Here is a 15663-nt window from a genome sequence, read left to right on the forward strand (position 1 = left end):
AGACCGAAACAATGCCCGCAAGTACCTGCTCGGAACAGCAGTCGCTGCTGCCGGGGCCGACGCGACGCGCCTGGCTGGCGGGGAGCGCCGCCGGTGCATGGCTGGCGCTGGGCGCAGCGGGGCGGGTTGCGGCTGACGAGAAGATCACGCTGACCGTCGCCGCCTTCCCGCTGGTCGATGAGATCGCCCGGGCCGCCTTGCCTGCTTGGCAGCGCCTGCATCCGAATGTGGCTGTTGAGGTGCTCACCCGCCAATACGCTGATCACCACACGGCCATGAGCACGGCGCTGTCTACCGCGGCGCTTCTGCCCGACGTGCTGGCGCTGGAGTCCAGCAAGCTTGGCCGCTTCGCGCAGGGCGGCGGCCTGGAAAACTTGGCTCAAGCACCTTTCGCGCTAGACCGCTATCGGCCGCTGCTGGTGCCCTATGCCTATGACCAGGCCATCGCCCGCAACGGCGCCGTCGTCGCGGTACCGACCGATATCGGCCCCGGCACCTTGCTCTATCGCCAGGACATCCTGGCCCGCGCCGCTGTCGATGCCGCTGAGTTAACGCGTTCCTGGGACGGCTATATTGCGGCCGGCGCCCGCATCAAGAAGCAGACCGGCGCTTATTTGATCGCCCATGTGCAGGCGATCAAAGACATCTTGATCCGCACCGGCATTGCGCCCGGCGAGGGCATCTATTTCGACCAGAACTCGCGGGTGCTGGTGCAGTCCGAGCGCTTTGTGCGCGCATTTGAGTTGGCGCTAAAGGTGCGCCGTCTAGGGCTGGATGCCCGCATCACCGCTTGGTCGAATGAATGGGCCGAGGGCTTCAAACGCGGCACGTTGGCCACCGAATTGTCCGGAGCATGGTTGGTTGGCCAACTGAGCAACTGGATCGCGCCGAAAACGGCCGGCCTGTGGCGCGCCGCCGAGCTGCCCGAGGGTGCCAATGCCGGCTACGGCGGCGCCTTCTACGCAATACCGCGCAAGCTGGATGCCAACCGCAAGCTGCTGGCCTGGCAGTTCATCCAGCTGATGACGCTGGACCGCGAGCGTCAATTGACCGCCTTCAAAACGCATGATGCCTTCCCGGCGCTGCTGGCCGCGCATGAGGATCCGTTTTTTGACGCGCCAGTCGCATTCTTGGGCGCTCAGCCGGCGCGGCAGCTATGGCGCCAGGCCGCGCGCCGCATCAGCGCCGTGCCTGTGCACAAGCAAGACCCCTTCGCCGATGAAGTGATTGGAAGCGAACTCGATCATGTCTTGAACCGTGGCAAATCTATTCGCACCGCCCTCGCCGACGCCCAAGCCCTGCTTGAACGTCGTGCTCACCGATGAAACCACCTCCACTCAGATCACCATGCCAACTGCCTCCTTGCAACTTTGCTCCGAACTCATCTCGCAACGCCGCTGCTGGACGCCCTTGCTCGCCGGCCTGGCTCTCGTTGCCTGCGGTTCGGGCGGGGCTGATGTGGCGCCCGCGCCTGCTCAGACGCCGGCACCGGCAGCACAAACGCTCAGCCTGCCGGCCGGCTATAAGCTGGTCTGGTCTGATGAGTTCGAGCAAGCCGGCCTGCCCGACCCGGCCAAATGGGTCTACGACACCGGCATGAACAAGCAAGGCTGGCACAACAAGGAACTGCAGTACTACAGCCATGCGCGGGCGGAGAACTCCGTCGTGCAAGACGGCAAGCTCATCATCAGCGCGCGCTTGGAATCCCTGGACAAGCAGCCCGATTGGGGCGGCCAGCGCTACACCTCGGCCCGCTTGATCACCGCTGGCAAGGCCGACTGGACCTATGGCTTTTTTGAGATCCGCGCCAAGCTGCCCTGTGGCGTCGGAAGTTGGCCAGCGATCTGGATGCTGGGCAGTCAGGGCGAATGGCCAGCAGGCGGCGAGCTCGACATCATGGAACAGGTCGGCAAAGAGCCGGCCAAGGTCTTCAGTACCGTCCACACCACGGCCGGCAGCGGCGCGCATGGCAAGGGCGGCGAGACCCAGGTGCCTGACGCATGCAGCGCCTTTCACAACTACCAGATGCACTGGACGGCCGACCAAGTGAGCTTCGGCATTGACGGCAAGACCCATGCCGTCTATCCAAACCTCAAGACCGGCAAGGCCGCCTGGCCTTTTGATGCGCCGCAGTTCTTGATTCTGAATATCGCCATCGGCGGCGATCTGGGCGGGCCGGTCGATGACGCCGCCTTGCCGATCCGTATGGAAGTCGAGCATGTGCGCATCTACCAGCAGGCCAAGTAAGCGGCGGCGCGGCTTGGCTGGCTTGATCACGATCGGGCTGCTGCTGACCATGGCCGTGCAAGGGCAAGCGGCGACGGTCGAGATCAAACCGCGCGGCAGCCAAATTGCCGGCCCGGCACAAGAGGACCGCGGCGAGCCCGACTGGCAGGCGCGCATGAACAACTGGCAGCGCGATAGCGCCGGTGAGTTTGAGCTCTGGCTGCAAGCGATGCGGGCTTGGCGCATGCAGCAGCTCAAAGCGATGGCCTATGACGACGCGCAGTACCGCCGCCCCGAGCTGCTCTGGACGCAGCGCAACTTCGTGCAGCCGCAGGCGATGATGGAGGACCGCTATCTCTACGACCCACAAGCGCGGCGCTACACACCCGAGCGCTACCTCGCCGACCTGAATCAGCGTTATGGCGGCATCGACAGCGTGCTGCTGTGGCCGGTCTATCCGAACATCGGCATCGACGACCGCAACCAATGGGATATGTTGCGCGACCTGCCCGGCGGTCTGCCGGCGCTGCGCCAACTGGTCAAGGACTTTCAAAGCCGAGGCGTGCGCGTGCTGTTCCCGCTGCTGCCCTGGGACCAGGGCTCGCGCGACGAAGGCCGGCCCATGCCCGAAGCTATCGCCGCGCTGATGGCCGAGATCGGCGCCGACGGCATCAATGGCGACACCATGGAAGGCCTACCGCTGGCTTACCGCGAGGCAGTGGACGCGAGTGGCCGGGCGCTGCTGCTGCAGCCCGAGCTGTCCTTCAAGGACGAGGCGATGCTGGCCTTCAATCAGCAGAGCTGGGGTTATTGGGAGACGCCATTTGTGCCCATGGTCAGTAAATGGAAGTGGTTAGAACCGCGCCATCTGATCCATGTCAGCGACCGCTGGGCCACCGACCGCCACAACATCATGCAGGCGGCTTTTTTTAACGGCGCCGGCATCCAGAGCTGGGAGAACATCTGGGGTTGGTGGAACCCCTTCACGCCGCGAGATGCCGAGGCTCTCAGGCGCATCGCGAGCATCTACCGCGCCGTGCCCGATTTGCTGAGCAGCCTGGATTGGGTGCCTCATCTGCCGACGCAGCATTACGGTGTCTTCGCCAGCAGCTTTGCCGGTGCGGGCCGCACCTTGTGGACGCTGGTCAACCGCAATGCCTTTGCGCTCGATGAGGCCATCATCAAGCTGGCACATCGGCCGGGGCGGCGCTATTTCGATCTGTGGCGCGGCGTGGAGCTAGCGGCCAGGGTAAGCGCTTCCGAGGCTGTGTTGAGCTTCGAGATGGAGCCGCTCGGTTACGGTGCGGTGCTCGGGCTGGACGGCGGCGCATTGCCGGCCGGTCTTGCGGCATTCTTGACAGCGCAGCAGGCTCGGGCCAGTCAGCCCTTGAGCGCCTACTCCGCCGAATGGAAGCCGCTGCCGCAAACGATGCTGCCAATCGCGGCTACACGGTCTGTCAGCCAAGCGCTTAGCGGCATGGTTGAGATTCCCGCCGGCGAGTTTGACTTCCGCGTCACCGGTGTCGAAATCGAGGGCGAGAACCGCCCCGGCATGGATGTGCAATACCCCTGGGAGGCTTTGCCCCGCCGCGCTCATCTGCACCGCATGGCGCTCAAGCGTTTCTTCATCGACCGTCATCCGGTCACCAACGCACAGTTCAAGTCCTTCATCGACGCCGCCGGCTACCAGCCCGCCGATGCACATAACTTCCTGAAAGCATGGGCCGGGCCCAGTCCAAAGCCGGGCGATGCCCAGCGCCCCGTCACATGGGTGTCGATTGAAGACGCGCGCGCCTATTGCCAATGGGCCGGCAAGCGCCTGCCGCATGAGTGGGAATGGCAATACGCGGCGCAGGGCAGCGATGGCCGGCAATACCCCTGGGGCAATCAATGGCTGGCCGCCGCTGCACCCACGCCCGCCACCGAGCGGGACATGCCGCCGCCCGCCCCGGTCGGCACGCACCCCTTGGGCGCCAGCCCGTTTGGGGTCGAGGACATGGTGGGCCTGGTCTGGCAATGGACCGATGAATTCGCCGACGAGCACACCCGCGCGGCCGTGCTGCGCGGCGGCAGCTACTATCGGCCCCGAGGCTCGCACTGGTACTTTCCGTCGGCCTTGAAGCTGAACGAGCATGGCAAATACTTACTGATGGCGCCGTCCAAAGACCGGGCCGGCACCATCGGTTTTCGCTGTGTGATGGATGGGGGTTGAAGCCGCTATTTTTTGAAAGGCTGGAACTGTTCGATGTGGAAGATGAAGACCGCCCAGGCCTTGTTCCTGGCCACCGCTTTGCTGAATCTAACGGCCTCTGCCCGTGGTGCGCAAGGCCAGCCCTTTCAATGGCCCAAGGGCGAGCGCGCGGCGGTCAGCCTGGCCTATGACGACGCGCTGAACAGCCAGCTCGACAACGCCATTCCGGCCTTGAATCGGGCCGACTTGCGCGGCAGCTTTTACTTGACGCTGAGCAGCGATGTCGTGAGCCGTCGCATGAACGAGTGGCGCGCCGCGGCCGCCGCCGGCCATGAGCTGGGCAATCACACGCTGTTTCACCAATGCTCCCGCGCCGGGTCTGAGCGCGCCTGGGTCAGCGAAGACAACGATCTGGACAAGATCAGTGCCTCTCAACTGGCCGCGCAGATTCGCGTCGGCAACACCTTGCTGCGGGCAATTGACGGCAAGACTGAGCGTAGCTTCACCGCGCCCTGCACCGAGCATTTGGCCGGGGGCCAGAACTATCTGACGCTGATCAAGGGCGACTTTGTCGCCATCAAGGCCAAGGTCGGTGGTGTTGTACCCGATATGGCCCAGCTTGACCCTTATGCGGTCAGCGTCTTCGTCCCGCTAGATGCCAGCGGAGCGCAACTGATCGCGCTTGTCGACCAGGCGGCCCAGGCCGGCACGATGATCAACATCACCTTTCATGGCATAGGCGGCGATCACCTCAGCGTGTCAACACAGGCGCACGCAGAACTGCTCAATTACCTCGCGGCACGCCGTGATGTCTTCTGGATTGACACGTTTGTGAACATCATGAAGTATGTGAAGGGTATGCAGGGCGTGAAGGAAACTGGCTCACGCTGAGTCAGGCCATCAGCGCCTGGGCTGAACTGATTCGAGCAGCCATCAATAAGTGCAACACAAACCGGGAAGCAAGCGCGTGAAATTCGAAGTATTCAATGAAAGCAATCCTGCCGTCTTTGATGCGTTGGTTGACGGCGTCAGGGCCTATAACCATGAACTGCTGGGTAAGGAGCTGTCGAAGCCGCTTTGCGCAGTCGGTCGGGACGACGCGGGCAAGCTCTTGGGCGGTGTTGCCGGGCGGACGATATACAAACAGTTTTTGATCGAAGTGGTCTGGGTGGATAAAGCCGCGCGTGGAAGCGGCTTGGGCCGCAGACTGATGGCCTTGGCGGAAACCGAGGCGAGGCAGCGGGGCTGTGTGGCCGCCCAGGTGGACACGCTCGCTCTGCAGGCGCCCGACTTTTACGGCAAGCTTGGATTTGAAGTGATTGGTCGGGTCACAGGCATTCCGGGTATTCCCGAGCGCGTATTTTTGCTCAAGCGTTACCAGTGAAACGCAAGAGGCGTTGAACCACTCGGCTGGGGTCGACGCTCGAATTCTTTGGCTGATTTCAGCCCAGCAAACAAGCATCCGCACCAAAGCGCAGTGCCGCCGCTGCGTCCACATCCAGACCGACCCGTTGGCCAGCCTGAATGCTGCTGTGGCCCGCGCCGACCTTGGCGCTGAGCAGATCGGGCAGGCCCTCGATGCGCAGATACAGAATCGAGCTGTCGCCCAGATGTTCGGCCAACTCGACCTGGGCCGGGATGCCTTGCTCGGCGGCGACCAGGCGTACATGCTCGGCGCGCAAGCCCACGCGCTTGGCCGCCATGTCGTTGCTGTTCGCCAGCAGTTTTGCCCATAGGCCTTGGTGCGCCGCACTGGCCGCCCCTGCCACGGGTCGGTCAATGAAATTGATGCGCGGCGCGCCGATAAAGGCGGCGACAAACTCATTCGCCGGGCGCTCGTAAAGCTCCAGCGGCGCGCCGAGCTGTTCGATGCGGCCCTGGTTGAAGACCGCGATGCGGTCGCCCATGGTCATGGCCTCGACCTGATCATGGGTCACGTAAATCATCGTCGTGCCGAGTTCCTTGTGCAGCCGCGACAGCTCGATGCGCATATTGACGCGCAGCGCGGCGTCCAGGTTGGACAGCGGCTCGTCGAACAAAAAGACCTTGGGCTTGCGCACGATGGCGCGGCCAATCGCGACCCGCTGGCGCTGGCCGCCGGACAGCTCCTTGGGGTAGCGGCCGAGCAAATCGGTGATGCGCAAGACTTCGGCGGTGCGGGCCACCTGGGCCTCGCGTTTTGCCTTGGACTCGCCTGCCATCTTCAGCGCGAAGCCCATATTCTCGGCCACCGTCATATGCGGGTACAGCGCATAACTCTGAAACACCATGGCGGCACCCCGGTCGGCAGGGCGCACCTCATTGGCGCGCACGCCGGCGATTTGTAGCTCGCCGGCGCTGATCTCTTCCAGCCCGGCAATCATGCGCAAGGTGGTCGACTTACCGCAGCCCGACGGCCCGACAAAGACCATGAACTCGCCGTCGCGCACCTCCAGGTCTATGCCTTTGATGATCTCGATCTTGTCGTAGCTTTTGCGGATGCCGCGCAGTGAAACCTGTCCCATTTTCTCGTCCTCAGAACTGTTTTTGCGCTTGCAGGAAGTCGCGATACCAGAGCGCGCTGTCTTTGAGTGTGCGCTGCTGTGTCTGGTAGTCGACATGCACGATGCCGAAGCGTTTCTCGTAGCCTGAGGCCCATTCGAAGTTGTCCATCAGGCTCCAGACCATATAGCCGCCCATGTCGACGCCCTGGCGCATCGCCTCGGCCACCGCGTCGATGTGACGCGCCAGATAGTCGAGGCGATCCTGGTCATGCACTTGGCCCGCGACCATCTTGTCTTTGAAAGCGCCGCCGTTTTCGGTCACGAACAACGGCGGCACCGGGTAGTCGCGCTTGAGGCGCAGGAGCAGCTCGGTCAGCCCTTCGGGGTAGACCTCCCAGCCCATGTCGGTGACAGGTAAACCGGTGCTGCCGGCCTTGTAGCTCTTGTCGGCGCTGACGACCGAGTGCGAGTAATAGTTGACGCCAAGGAAGTCCATCGGTGCGGCAATCAACTGCATGTCGCCGGCTTCGATCTCGGGTGCATCGCCGCCCAGGTCAGCCAACACATCGCTCGGATAAGCGCCCTTGAAGAGCGGGTCCAGATACCAGCGCAGCAGGCGGCCGTCTTCCAAGCTGGCCTGAGCGCGGTCGGCGGCCGTGTCGGTGGCCGGGTGCATGGGCGCCAGATTCAAGACGATGCCCAGCTTGGCGCTAACGCCTTGCTCGCGCAGCGCCCGCAGCGCCAGGCCGTGACTGAGCAGCAGGTGATGCGAAACCTGCGCGGCGGTCTTGCGGCTCTTGATGCCGGGGGCGAAGATGCCGGTCTCGTGGCCAAGCGTCGCGACCACCCAGGGCTCGTTGTGCGTGGCGATCGAGGCCAGGCGGTCGCCCAGGCGAGCGTTGATGCCGAGCGCGTAGTCGACAAAGCGCTGTGTGGTGTCGCGCTTGGCCCAGCCTCCGGTGGCTTGCAAGGCGTCCGGCAGGTCCCAGTGGTTGAGCGTCAGATGAGGCTGCAGGCCGCGCGCCAGCAGGCCGTCGACGATGCGCTCGTAGAAGTCCAGACCTTTGTCGTTCCAGGCGCCGCTGCCGGCGGGCTGCACGCGTGGCCAGGAGACCGAGAAGCGGTAGGCATTGACGCCCAAGGCGGCAATCATGTCCAGATCTTCGGCCCAGCGTTGGTAATGCTGGCAGGCGATGTCGCCGTTGCTGGCGTCGGCAATCTTGCCGGGCTGGGCACAAAAGCTGTCCCAGATCGAGGGGCCTTTGCCGTCGGCGGCGCTGGCACCTTCGATCTGGAAAGCGCTGGTGGCCACGCCCCAGACAAAGTCGTGCGGGAAGAAGGAGTTCTTTTTATTGCTCATGGGCAGAGGAGGCGGGAGAAGAGTTAGGCGGCGTGCGTCTACTTGACGGCGCCTACGGTGAGACCGGAAATCAGCTGCCTGGAAGACATGACGAACAGAACGATCAGCGGCAGCGTTGCGATGGCCGAGCCGGTCATCAGCGCGCCCCATTCGGTGTCGACCGGGCTTTGCAGGCTGCGCAGCGCCAGCGGCAGCGTGTACATATCCGGCGAGCGCATCACGATCAGTGGGCCGATGAAGTTATTCCAGGAGGCGATGAAGGTGATCAGGCCCAGCGTGCCCAGCGCTGGTTTGAGCAGCGGCAAGACGATGCGAAAGAAGATGCCGAACTCGCCGCAGCCGTCCATGCGCGCCGCCTCGACCAGGTCGCGCGGGATCGAGGTCAAGGCGAACTGCCGCATCAGGAAGATGCCGAAGGCGCTGGCCGCGCCGGGGATGTAGAGCGCGCGCGGCTGATCGATCCAGCCCAGCATGTCCATGATCATGAAGGTCGGGATCATGTTCATAAAGGTCGGCAGCAGCATCGTGCCCATGACCAGACCGAACAGCGCCTTCTTGTAGCGGAACTCGAACATCGCGAAGGCATAGCCACCCATGGCGCAGAACAGCAAGGTCAGCAGCGTCGAGGCCAGGCCGACATAAATGCTCCAGCCCAGATTGCGCCAGAAGGGAATGCGCTTGGTCAGGATGGCGAGGTTGTTGAGAAAGTCGTCGCCGAAAAACATCGGCGGCGGCATGCTGAAGATCTCGCCGCGCGAATGGGTGGCGAACACGAACATGAAATAGAAGGGCGCCAGCATGATGAGCATGCCGAGGCCGACCAGACCGTAGGCGGCCCAGGGTGCGAGTTGGTGCTTGGAGCTTGTGTGCATATCAAAGGCCTTCTTCAAGCGCCGCGCTGGCGAAACGCGCGGTTGGTTAGCCAGGTCAGCAGGCCCACCAGCAGAAAGAGCAACCAGGACATCGCGCTGGCCGCACCAAAATCATTGAAGTCAAAAGCCATGCGGTAGAGGTAGATGGCCGTCGTCATGCCGGCCTGGTCGGTGCCGCCACGGCCATTGGTCAGGATGAAGGGTTCCTCGAACAGCTGCAGGCCGCCGATCACGCTCAGCGTGACGCCGAAAAAGATCATCGGCTTCAAGCTCGGCAAGGTGATGTGCCAGAACTGCTGCATCCGGCTGGCGCCGTCCATGCGTGCGGCTTCCATGATGTCGGCAGGAATAGTCTGCAGTGCGGCCAGATAGAGCACCACATTGAAGCCGACATAGCGCCAGAACACGATCATCGCAATCGCGGGTTTCAATGCGTCCGGGTTGTTGAGCCAGTCGATCGCCGCAGCCGGCATCAGCCAGCCGATACCAGGCAGCTCGCGCAAGGCCGCGATGACGCCATTGATCAGGCCGTAGTCGGTCGAGAACAAAGAGCTGAACAGGATCGCGATCGCCACCGTCGAGGTGATGTAGGGCATGAAGTAGGCGCCGACGACGCCGTTGCGAAGGCGCTTGAACGAGGCATGGATGAAGCAGGCCAGCGGGATCGCCACCAGATGCTGGGGCACGCCCGAGGCCAAGGCCAGCCAGGTGGTGTTCTTCAGCGACTTCCAGAACCATTCGTCTTGCAGCGCGAAGGCGAAGTTGTCGAGGCCGACGAAGCTCATCGCCGTCAGGCCGCTGGTCGGCTCCCAGGTCTGGAAGGCCAGGTAGAGCGAGAAGCTCAGCGGGAACATGCCGAAGATCAGGAACAGCAGCACGAAAGGTGCCAAGAACACATAGGGCGCCCAGCGTGGTGGCAAGCGCAGGAAGACAGGTAGCTTCATCGTGAGGGTCCTGACGCTTTACTTAACGGGTGGCGCGCTGCTTCAGCAGGCGTTCGGCATCGGCCAGCGCGGTGCGGATGTCTTTGCCGCGCTCCAGCACCTTGTCGAGTTCGGTGTCTATGACTTCCTCGGCAAACGCGTCTTGCTTGTGCACATCTACCGCCTTGATGCGGCGAGCCGCGTCGCGCCAGCCCATCCGCGCGGTCTGACCGCCCAGGAAAGCAATCGGCTGCTCGAAGAACGGGTCGTCATGCGCTTCCAGCAAGGCCGGGAAGGCGTCTTGCGCTTTGAAGGCGCGCAGCTGTATCTCCCGGTTCAGGGTCAGGAACTGAATCAGGTCCCAGGCCAAGGCCTTGTTGGCCGGGTCGGCCTTGCGCGGCAATGCAAAGAAAGTGCCGCCGTAGGCCGCAAACGCTCCCTCGGGCAGTTGTGCGGCACGCCACAGGCCGGCGGTGTTGGGGGCCAACCAGGTATTCAAGTGGCCGGCCAGCCAGGCGCCGGTCAATTGGGTGGCGATGCTGCCGCGCTTGAAGCCCTCGGTCCAGTCGGCCGACCACGCCAATACTCTTGCGTCCAGCTTGTGCTTGCGCACCTCGCGGGCCAACTCAAACGCCCGCACAAAGCGCGGTGAGGCGACCAGCACGCGCGATTGGCTGTCAAAGTAGAGTCCTTCTCCGGGCTGTATGCCGGTGCGGATCAAGATGTTCTTGATATCGCGGGCATGGGCCAGCAGGAAGCCGCCGCTGCTGGCCTTGATCTTGATGCCTGCCGCGACATAGCTGTCCCAGCTTTGCGTGAGTTCCGCCTCGCTGACGCCGGCCTTGGCCAGCACATCTTTGCGGTAGAGCAAGGTGCCGGGGCCGATATCGGTCGGCACCGCCACCACCTCGCCGCGGCGGTTGCTCGCTTGCTGGTAGGCATAGGGCACAAAGCGGCTCTTGAAGCGAGCGATCTCGTAGGGCGGACGGGTCAAATCCTCCAGACCGAAGCCCGGCGAAAAGCGCCCCAGATAGCCGACCTCCAGCGCCATCACATCGGGCAGGTAGACCGCCGTCGACAAAGCGGTGGTCATGGCGGTGTGGTGATCGGCAAACTGGCGGCTGACGACCTTGACTTCGACATTGGGATGCAGGCGCTGCCAAGCCGGCAGCGCCGCCCGGACGATTTCGTCCACGGCCGGGTAGGCAGCCACCACCAGCACTTGCTGTGCCGCCGCGCTGAGTGGCAGCGCCAGACTGAGCAGCCCGAGCAGCATTGACAACGCTGTCAACTTTGACTGCGTCAGCCGGTGATTCAGCCAGGCGCGCCAACCGACACGCTTGTTCATTTTCATTGCCTGCTTGTCTCCACCTTGAATCAGCCATCATGGGCGATCCGGTCTGTTATTTGGGGTTTTAGGCGCTTTATGAAAGCGCTTTCAGAATGTAATTGAGCCCACTCAGCCTGTCAACAAAGGGTAAGTGCGGGGGTGCCGCTTTGGGGCGGGCCAAGCAATGGCCGCGCCGGTGGCTCACAGCTTGGGCAGCAGCGCTCTGGTCGAGCCGCGCACCGTCAAGCGGGGTTCCGGCAGGCTGGCCTGCGGCTGTTCGCCCGCCAAGAGCTGCAACAGCGCGGTGGCCGCCAAGCTGCCGAGCTCATAGGCCGGGTGATGGATGGTGGTCAGCGGCGGCACCGAGTGGGCTGCGCCGGCCACGTCATCAAAGCCAACCAGCGAGACTTCATCCGGCACATGCAGGCCATGGCGATGCAAGGCCAGGGCCGCACCAAAAGCCATTTGGTCATTGGCAGCAAAGATCGCGCTGAAGGGCCGGCGGCCTGCAATCAACTGCTCCACCGCGAGCAAGCCGCTTTCTTCGCTATACATGCCCTGCAGCACCAGCTCGGCTTGGAAGGCAACGCCCGCTTCGGTCAGCGCGGCGCGATAGCCGCGCAAACGCTCCAGCGCATCGGGATGGTTTTCCGGCCCGGCGATAAAGGCAATCTCGCGGTGACCTTGGGCGAGCAGGTGAGCAGTCGCCAGTCTTGCGCCTTCGAAGTTATTGAAGTCCAGAGAGTACAAGCCGGGTGCGGCCAGGCTGCGGCCGGTGACGACCACCGGCAAGGCCTTGGCCAGCGTCTTCAGCGACTCATCGCTGAGCCGGCCGGTCAGGATGATGAACCCGTCAACGCGGCGCGAACGCAGCACTTCGATGCAGCGGGCTTCTTCTTTGGCGTTCCAATGGCCGCTGACAAACAGCGGGCTGTAGCCAATCTTGTTCAGCTCTTCTTCGATGCCGCGTAGCGCGATGCCGTAGAAGGGGCTGTCGATCGCCTGGGTGATAACGCCCACACTCAGCGTGCGCCCGCCCGCCAGGCCGCGCGCCATCGGATTGGGCACAAAGCCCAGCTCGGCGATCGCTTGGTCCACCGCCGCACGCTTCTCGGCGCTGACCACGGCCGTGCCATTCAAGATGCGCGACACCGTGCTGGGAGAAACGCCGCAGGCCTCCGCCACCATGCCCAACGTGACCTTGGGGTCGTGGCCGGATGCCGTGCTGCGTGTGGATTTGCGTTCTTTCGGGCTGCTCTTCATGGCCTGCGGTCGGTGGTGGCCTCGCAGTTTAAGGGTTTCGCCGGGCCGGCTCTGCCGCGCTTACCCGATCAAGGCTTGGCCAGCTCTCCGGGCGGCTTACGGGCCAGCTGCGCCGAGTGCAAGGGATTCAGACGCCGCATCGCCATCGGCAGCTGCGTGCCAGGCGCCACCGGGTCGGCGCCGTCGATCAGCAATTGCTTCAGCTGCGCCACCGTCAACCCGGGCCATTGGCTCAAGAGCTTGGCCGCGAGATTGCTGACTTCGGGGGCAGCCATGCTGGTGCCCGACATGGCCATGGTTTGCTCGCCCGGTATGGCGCTGAGCGTCGCGTCGCCCAGCGCATACAGATGCACCGCCTCGCCGTAATTGCTGAAGCCGGTGACATGCCCGGCGTGATCCAGCGCGCCCACCGCCAGCAAATTGGCCGCGCCCAGGCTGGCCGGCCAAAAGCGCGAGGCGGCCGGGCCCATATCGCTGTTCTCATTGCCCGCACCGGCCACGAACAAGGTGTTCGGGCAGGCCGCCATTAGCGCCAGCATCTGCTCGCGCAAAGCCCGCTCCTGTTCGGCCTGCATGCCTATGCCGGGCAGGCCCCAGCTCATATTGACGATGCGAACCTTGTTGTCGCGGATGAAGGCCGCGATCTGCTCCAGCTGCTTTTGCAAGGCACCTCGCTTGGCGATAAAAGCGGGTTTGAAGAACTCCGAACCCGAGTGAATGGCCAGCAGCTCGGCATGCGGATTGCCGGCCATCGCGATGCCGGCGACATGAGTGCCGTGCAGGCGGCTGACGCCTTCGAGCAACTGCGTCGTCATTTGAGCCATGGCCTGTGCGTAGGCGACCTGATCGCTCGAGTGTTGATGTCGGACTTGCTCCAAATGCGCAGAATAGGCCGCTGCTGCGGCGCTTTTGCGGCCCTGAGTCGAGTCTTCGAAGCCTTTCACCAACAGCCAAGCCTCATGCCGATTCAGGCCCGGCAGCACCGGATCGACGATACAAAACTGATTCGCCTTGTCGGTCAGCATCAAGCAGGGCCGCTCGGCGTGCTTGAACGCCATCACATCGACGCCGACGGTTTCCCACACGGCGACGCGTACCGCCTGGCCCTGGCCTTCGGGCAGCTTGAAGGCCCGCGCCGCCCAGAAATCCTCGCCGGCCGGCTGCGCCGCCAGAAAGCGAGTGATGCCTTGCTCAAAGCCGGCAACGCGCGGACCCAGTAACTCGTGTTCGAAGCGGAAATTGATGATCATTTCCGCCAGCGCCAGATCGTCCGGGCGCGTCGGGTTGCCGGGCTTGAAGGTGTCGAATGAATGCGTCCATGAAATCACCCGGTGTTCGATCGGCATGAAGTGCCACGTCGACACCAAGGCTTGGAGGCCGGCCTGTGCTGCCGGCCAAGACTGGGCCTTGAGGCGCTGCTGCAATTCGGCGTCCCAGCGGGCCTCAAGCCAGGCGCCCCCGGCAGAGTCTTGCTGTGTCGCGGCCAGCAGCTCTTCCACCCACAGCAAGCCCGGGCGCAGCGCCAGCTTGGCGCTGTCAGAACGGGCCTGTGCGATCAAGCGCAGCGCCTCATCCGGCCGCCCACGCAACAAGGCCAGCCGCGTCTGCAAGGCCTTGATGGCCCCCCGCTGAGCGGCATTGAAGGGGCTGGCAGAAGCCTCTTTCGCTTTGAGCTGGCGCTCGGTCCACTCCAGCAGCGGCGCCAGATCGTCCAGCGGCGCGGTCAGATAGTGGCTTGGTGGCTTGCTGAGGCCTGCTTCGCCAGCGGCGTTGCTTGATGCCCGGGTCTTCACTGCAATGACGGCGAAGGCCATCAAAGCCAAGGCCAGGGCGAGGTGACGCCAACCCAAACGCTCAAACTTGCTTCTCAGTCCAGTCATTGCACGCTCATTCAATCACTTAATCAGTCAATTTGGGGAGTTAGCACTTTCGGAGAAGCTTGGGGCTAGGCTTGGGCAGCGACATAGGCCCCAAGGCTTTGGCAGAATGGCGGCCGCTGTCCTGCCGGGCAATTCCTGTTTGTTCACCGTAAGTTTTTCCAAGTTCCTGCTCTTGCTCAATTCGCCCCGCCTGCGCCAGCCACTCGCTGCCCTGATTGTCATTCTCCCCGCTCTGTTCATGCACTCAAAGTCGGCCCAGGCCTGGGGTGCCGATGGCCACCGCCTGATTGCTAACTTGGCCGAGCACAAGCTCAACGCCGGCGCGCGCGCCGAGGTGGCGCGGCTGCTGGCGCTGGAGCCGGGCAGCACCTTGGCCTCGGTGTCGACCTGGGCGGATGAGCACCGTTCGCCGCAGACCGGGCCGTGGCATTACGTCAACTTTCCACGCGATGCTGATTGCCTGTATGAGCCGCTGCGCGACTGCGAGGGCGGGGCCTGCGTGGTGGCCGCCATCCAACGCCAAAGCAGCGTGCTGCGCTCCAGCGCCGCCGATGATGAGGCGCGGCTGAAGGCGTTGAAATACGTCGTCCACCTGGTCGCTGATGTGCATCAGCCCTTGCATGCCGGCTTTGGCGATGACAGAGGCGGCAACAGCTATCAGCTGCAGGGCTTTGGGCGCGGCACCAATCTGCATGCCTTGTGGGACTCGGGCCTGATCCTGAATCGCCCCGGCGCGCTGGCGGCCTTGCAAGCGCAACTCAGCGAAGCCAAGCCGCTGAAGGTCGAGATGTCAAAGTCGGCCGGCGGCGCCGCGCAATGGGCCAGCGAGTCGTGCCGCATCGCCAGTGCGCCGGACTTCTACCCCGATGGCCACAAGGTCGATCAGGCCTACGCCGACGCGCATGAGCCCCAGCTGCTGGCGCAGTTGCAGCTGGCGGCACAGCGCCTGGCCGAGGTCTTGAACGAGAACCTGGGCAAGAAGGCCGAAGTTCGGGCGGCACAGTTGTAAATCAACAGAGGGCTGAGTCGCCCACCTGCGGCAGGGGGAGCAGGTGGGAGCAGGGGAAGAAGGGGAGAAAGGCCACCGGGATTGTGTCGTCGCGGTCTTCAGTGCCGCTCGAGCACGGGCCTGGAT

Annotated in this window: 13 protein-coding genes; 6 read left to right on the forward strand and 7 right to left on the reverse strand. The window is 63.7% G+C overall.

All coding sequences use genetic code 11. From position 1 onward, the window contains the following. Nucleotides 1-11 precede the first annotated feature (11 nt). The 5 genes from PRZ03_RS00435 (at nt 12) to PRZ03_RS00455 (ending at nt 5801) form a co-directional block, all read left to right on the forward strand. On the forward strand, nt 12-1325 hold the full coding sequence (locus PRZ03_RS00435; protein ID WP_273598511.1) for an ABC transporter substrate-binding protein: 1314 nt from the start codon (nt 12-14) through the stop codon (nt 1323-1325). Nucleotides 1326-1347: 22 nt separating this feature from the next. After that, nucleotides 1348-2247, forward strand: a complete 900-nt coding sequence (locus PRZ03_RS00440) for a glycoside hydrolase family 16 protein (RefSeq protein ID WP_273598512.1) — start codon at nt 1348-1350, stop codon at nt 2245-2247. Further along, a complete protein-coding gene (locus PRZ03_RS00445; RefSeq protein ID WP_273598513.1) occupies nt 2219-4438 on the forward strand; it encodes a formylglycine-generating enzyme family protein in 2220 nt (739 codons plus the stop codon). Before PRZ03_RS00440 ends, PRZ03_RS00445 begins: the two co-directional genes overlap by 29 nt. A gap of 33 nt (nt 4439-4471) precedes the next feature. Beyond that, nucleotides 4472-5308: a polysaccharide deacetylase family protein gene (locus tag PRZ03_RS00450; RefSeq protein ID WP_273598514.1), complete on the forward strand. Its 837-nt coding sequence runs from the start codon at nt 4472-4474 to the stop codon at nt 5306-5308. A gap of 76 nt (nt 5309-5384) precedes the next feature. Continuing rightward, entirely contained in the window at nt 5385-5801 is a 417-nt protein-coding gene (locus tag PRZ03_RS00455) for a GNAT family N-acetyltransferase (RefSeq protein ID WP_273598515.1), read from the forward strand. A 58-nt stretch (nt 5802-5859) separates the two neighbouring features. Here PRZ03_RS00455 and PRZ03_RS00460 read toward each other — a convergent pair whose 3' ends face one another. The 7 genes from PRZ03_RS00460 to PRZ03_RS00490 form a co-directional block, all read right to left on the reverse strand. Further along, a complete protein-coding gene (locus PRZ03_RS00460) occupies nt 5860-6921 on the reverse strand; it encodes an ABC transporter ATP-binding protein (RefSeq protein WP_273598516.1) in 1062 nt (353 codons plus the stop codon). A 10-nt stretch (nt 6922-6931) separates the two neighbouring features. Beyond that, nucleotides 6932-8260, reverse strand: coding sequence for a GH1 family beta-glucosidase (locus PRZ03_RS00465; RefSeq protein WP_273598517.1), 1329 nt, complete (start codon nt 8258-8260; stop codon nt 6932-6934). Between the two features lie 38 nt (nt 8261-8298). Then, complete coding sequence (locus tag PRZ03_RS00470; protein ID WP_273598518.1) at nt 8299-9132, reverse strand: carbohydrate ABC transporter permease; 834 nt, start codon at nt 9130-9132, stop codon at nt 8299-8301. 14 nt (nt 9133-9146) lie between these two features. Then, on the reverse strand, nt 9147-10076 hold the full coding sequence (locus tag PRZ03_RS00475; protein WP_273598519.1) for a carbohydrate ABC transporter permease: 930 nt from the start codon (nt 10074-10076) through the stop codon (nt 9147-9149). A 22-nt stretch (nt 10077-10098) separates the two neighbouring features. Then, nucleotides 10099-11403, reverse strand: coding sequence for an extracellular solute-binding protein (locus PRZ03_RS00480; protein ID WP_273598520.1), 1305 nt, complete (start codon nt 11401-11403; stop codon nt 10099-10101). A gap of 183 nt (nt 11404-11586) precedes the next feature. Further along, on the reverse strand, nt 11587-12648 hold the full coding sequence (locus tag PRZ03_RS00485) for a LacI family DNA-binding transcriptional regulator (protein ID WP_273598521.1): 1062 nt from the start codon (nt 12646-12648) through the stop codon (nt 11587-11589). Between the two features lie 68 nt (nt 12649-12716). Further along, nucleotides 12717-14528 (reverse strand): S8 family serine peptidase, encoded by a 1812-nt coding sequence (locus tag PRZ03_RS00490; protein WP_273598522.1) that lies wholly within the window; start codon nt 14526-14528, stop codon nt 12717-12719. 238 nt (nt 14529-14766) lie between these two features. On the opposite strand from PRZ03_RS00490, the gene PRZ03_RS00495 reads away from it, so the two are divergent. After that, nucleotides 14767-15537 carry a S1/P1 nuclease gene (locus PRZ03_RS00495; protein WP_273598523.1) on the forward strand — a complete coding sequence of 257 codons (771 nt, stop codon included), beginning with the start codon at nt 14767-14769 and terminating at the stop codon, nt 15535-15537. The last annotated feature ends 126 nt before the right edge of the window (nt 15538-15663 follow it).

Source organism: Roseateles albus (genome assembly GCF_028595345.1).
Lineage (GTDB): Bacteria > Pseudomonadota > Gammaproteobacteria > Burkholderiales > Burkholderiaceae_C > Paucibacter_A > Paucibacter_A albus.

Coding starts and splice junctions, on each gene's coding strand:
- PRZ03_RS00435 (WP_273598511.1), top strand. CDS start 12: ATGCCCGCAAGTACCTGCTCGGAACAGCAGTCGCTGCTGCCGGGGCCG.
- PRZ03_RS00440 (WP_273598512.1), top strand. CDS start 1,348: ATGCCAACTGCCTCCTTGCAACTTTGCTCCGAACTCATCTCGCAACGC.
- PRZ03_RS00445 (WP_273598513.1), top strand. CDS start 2,219: ATGTGCGCATCTACCAGCAGGCCAAGTAAGCGGCGGCGCGGCTTGGCT.
- PRZ03_RS00450 (WP_273598514.1), top strand. CDS start 4,472: ATGTGGAAGATGAAGACCGCCCAGGCCTTGTTCCTGGCCACCGCTTTG.
- PRZ03_RS00460 (WP_273598516.1), bottom strand. CDS start 6,921: ATGGGACAGGTTTCACTGCGCGGCATCCGCAAAAGCTACGACAAGATC.
- PRZ03_RS00465 (WP_273598517.1), bottom strand. CDS start 8,260: ATGAGCAATAAAAAGAACTCCTTCTTCCCGCACGACTTTGTCTGGGGC.
- PRZ03_RS00470 (WP_273598518.1), bottom strand. CDS start 9,132: ATGCACACAAGCTCCAAGCACCAACTCGCACCCTGGGCCGCCTACGGT.
- PRZ03_RS00475 (WP_273598519.1), bottom strand. CDS start 10,076: ATGAAGCTACCTGTCTTCCTGCGCTTGCCACCACGCTGGGCGCCCTAT.
- PRZ03_RS00480 (WP_273598520.1), bottom strand. CDS start 11,403: ATGAACAAGCGTGTCGGTTGGCGCGCCTGGCTGAATCACCGGCTGACG.
- PRZ03_RS00485 (WP_273598521.1), bottom strand. CDS start 12,648: ATGAAGAGCAGCCCGAAAGAACGCAAATCCACACGCAGCACGGCATCC.
- PRZ03_RS00490 (WP_273598522.1), bottom strand. CDS start 14,528: ATGACTGGACTGAGAAGCAAGTTTGAGCGTTTGGGTTGGCGTCACCTC.
- PRZ03_RS00495 (WP_273598523.1), top strand. CDS start 14,767: ATGCACTCAAAGTCGGCCCAGGCCTGGGGTGCCGATGGCCACCGCCTG.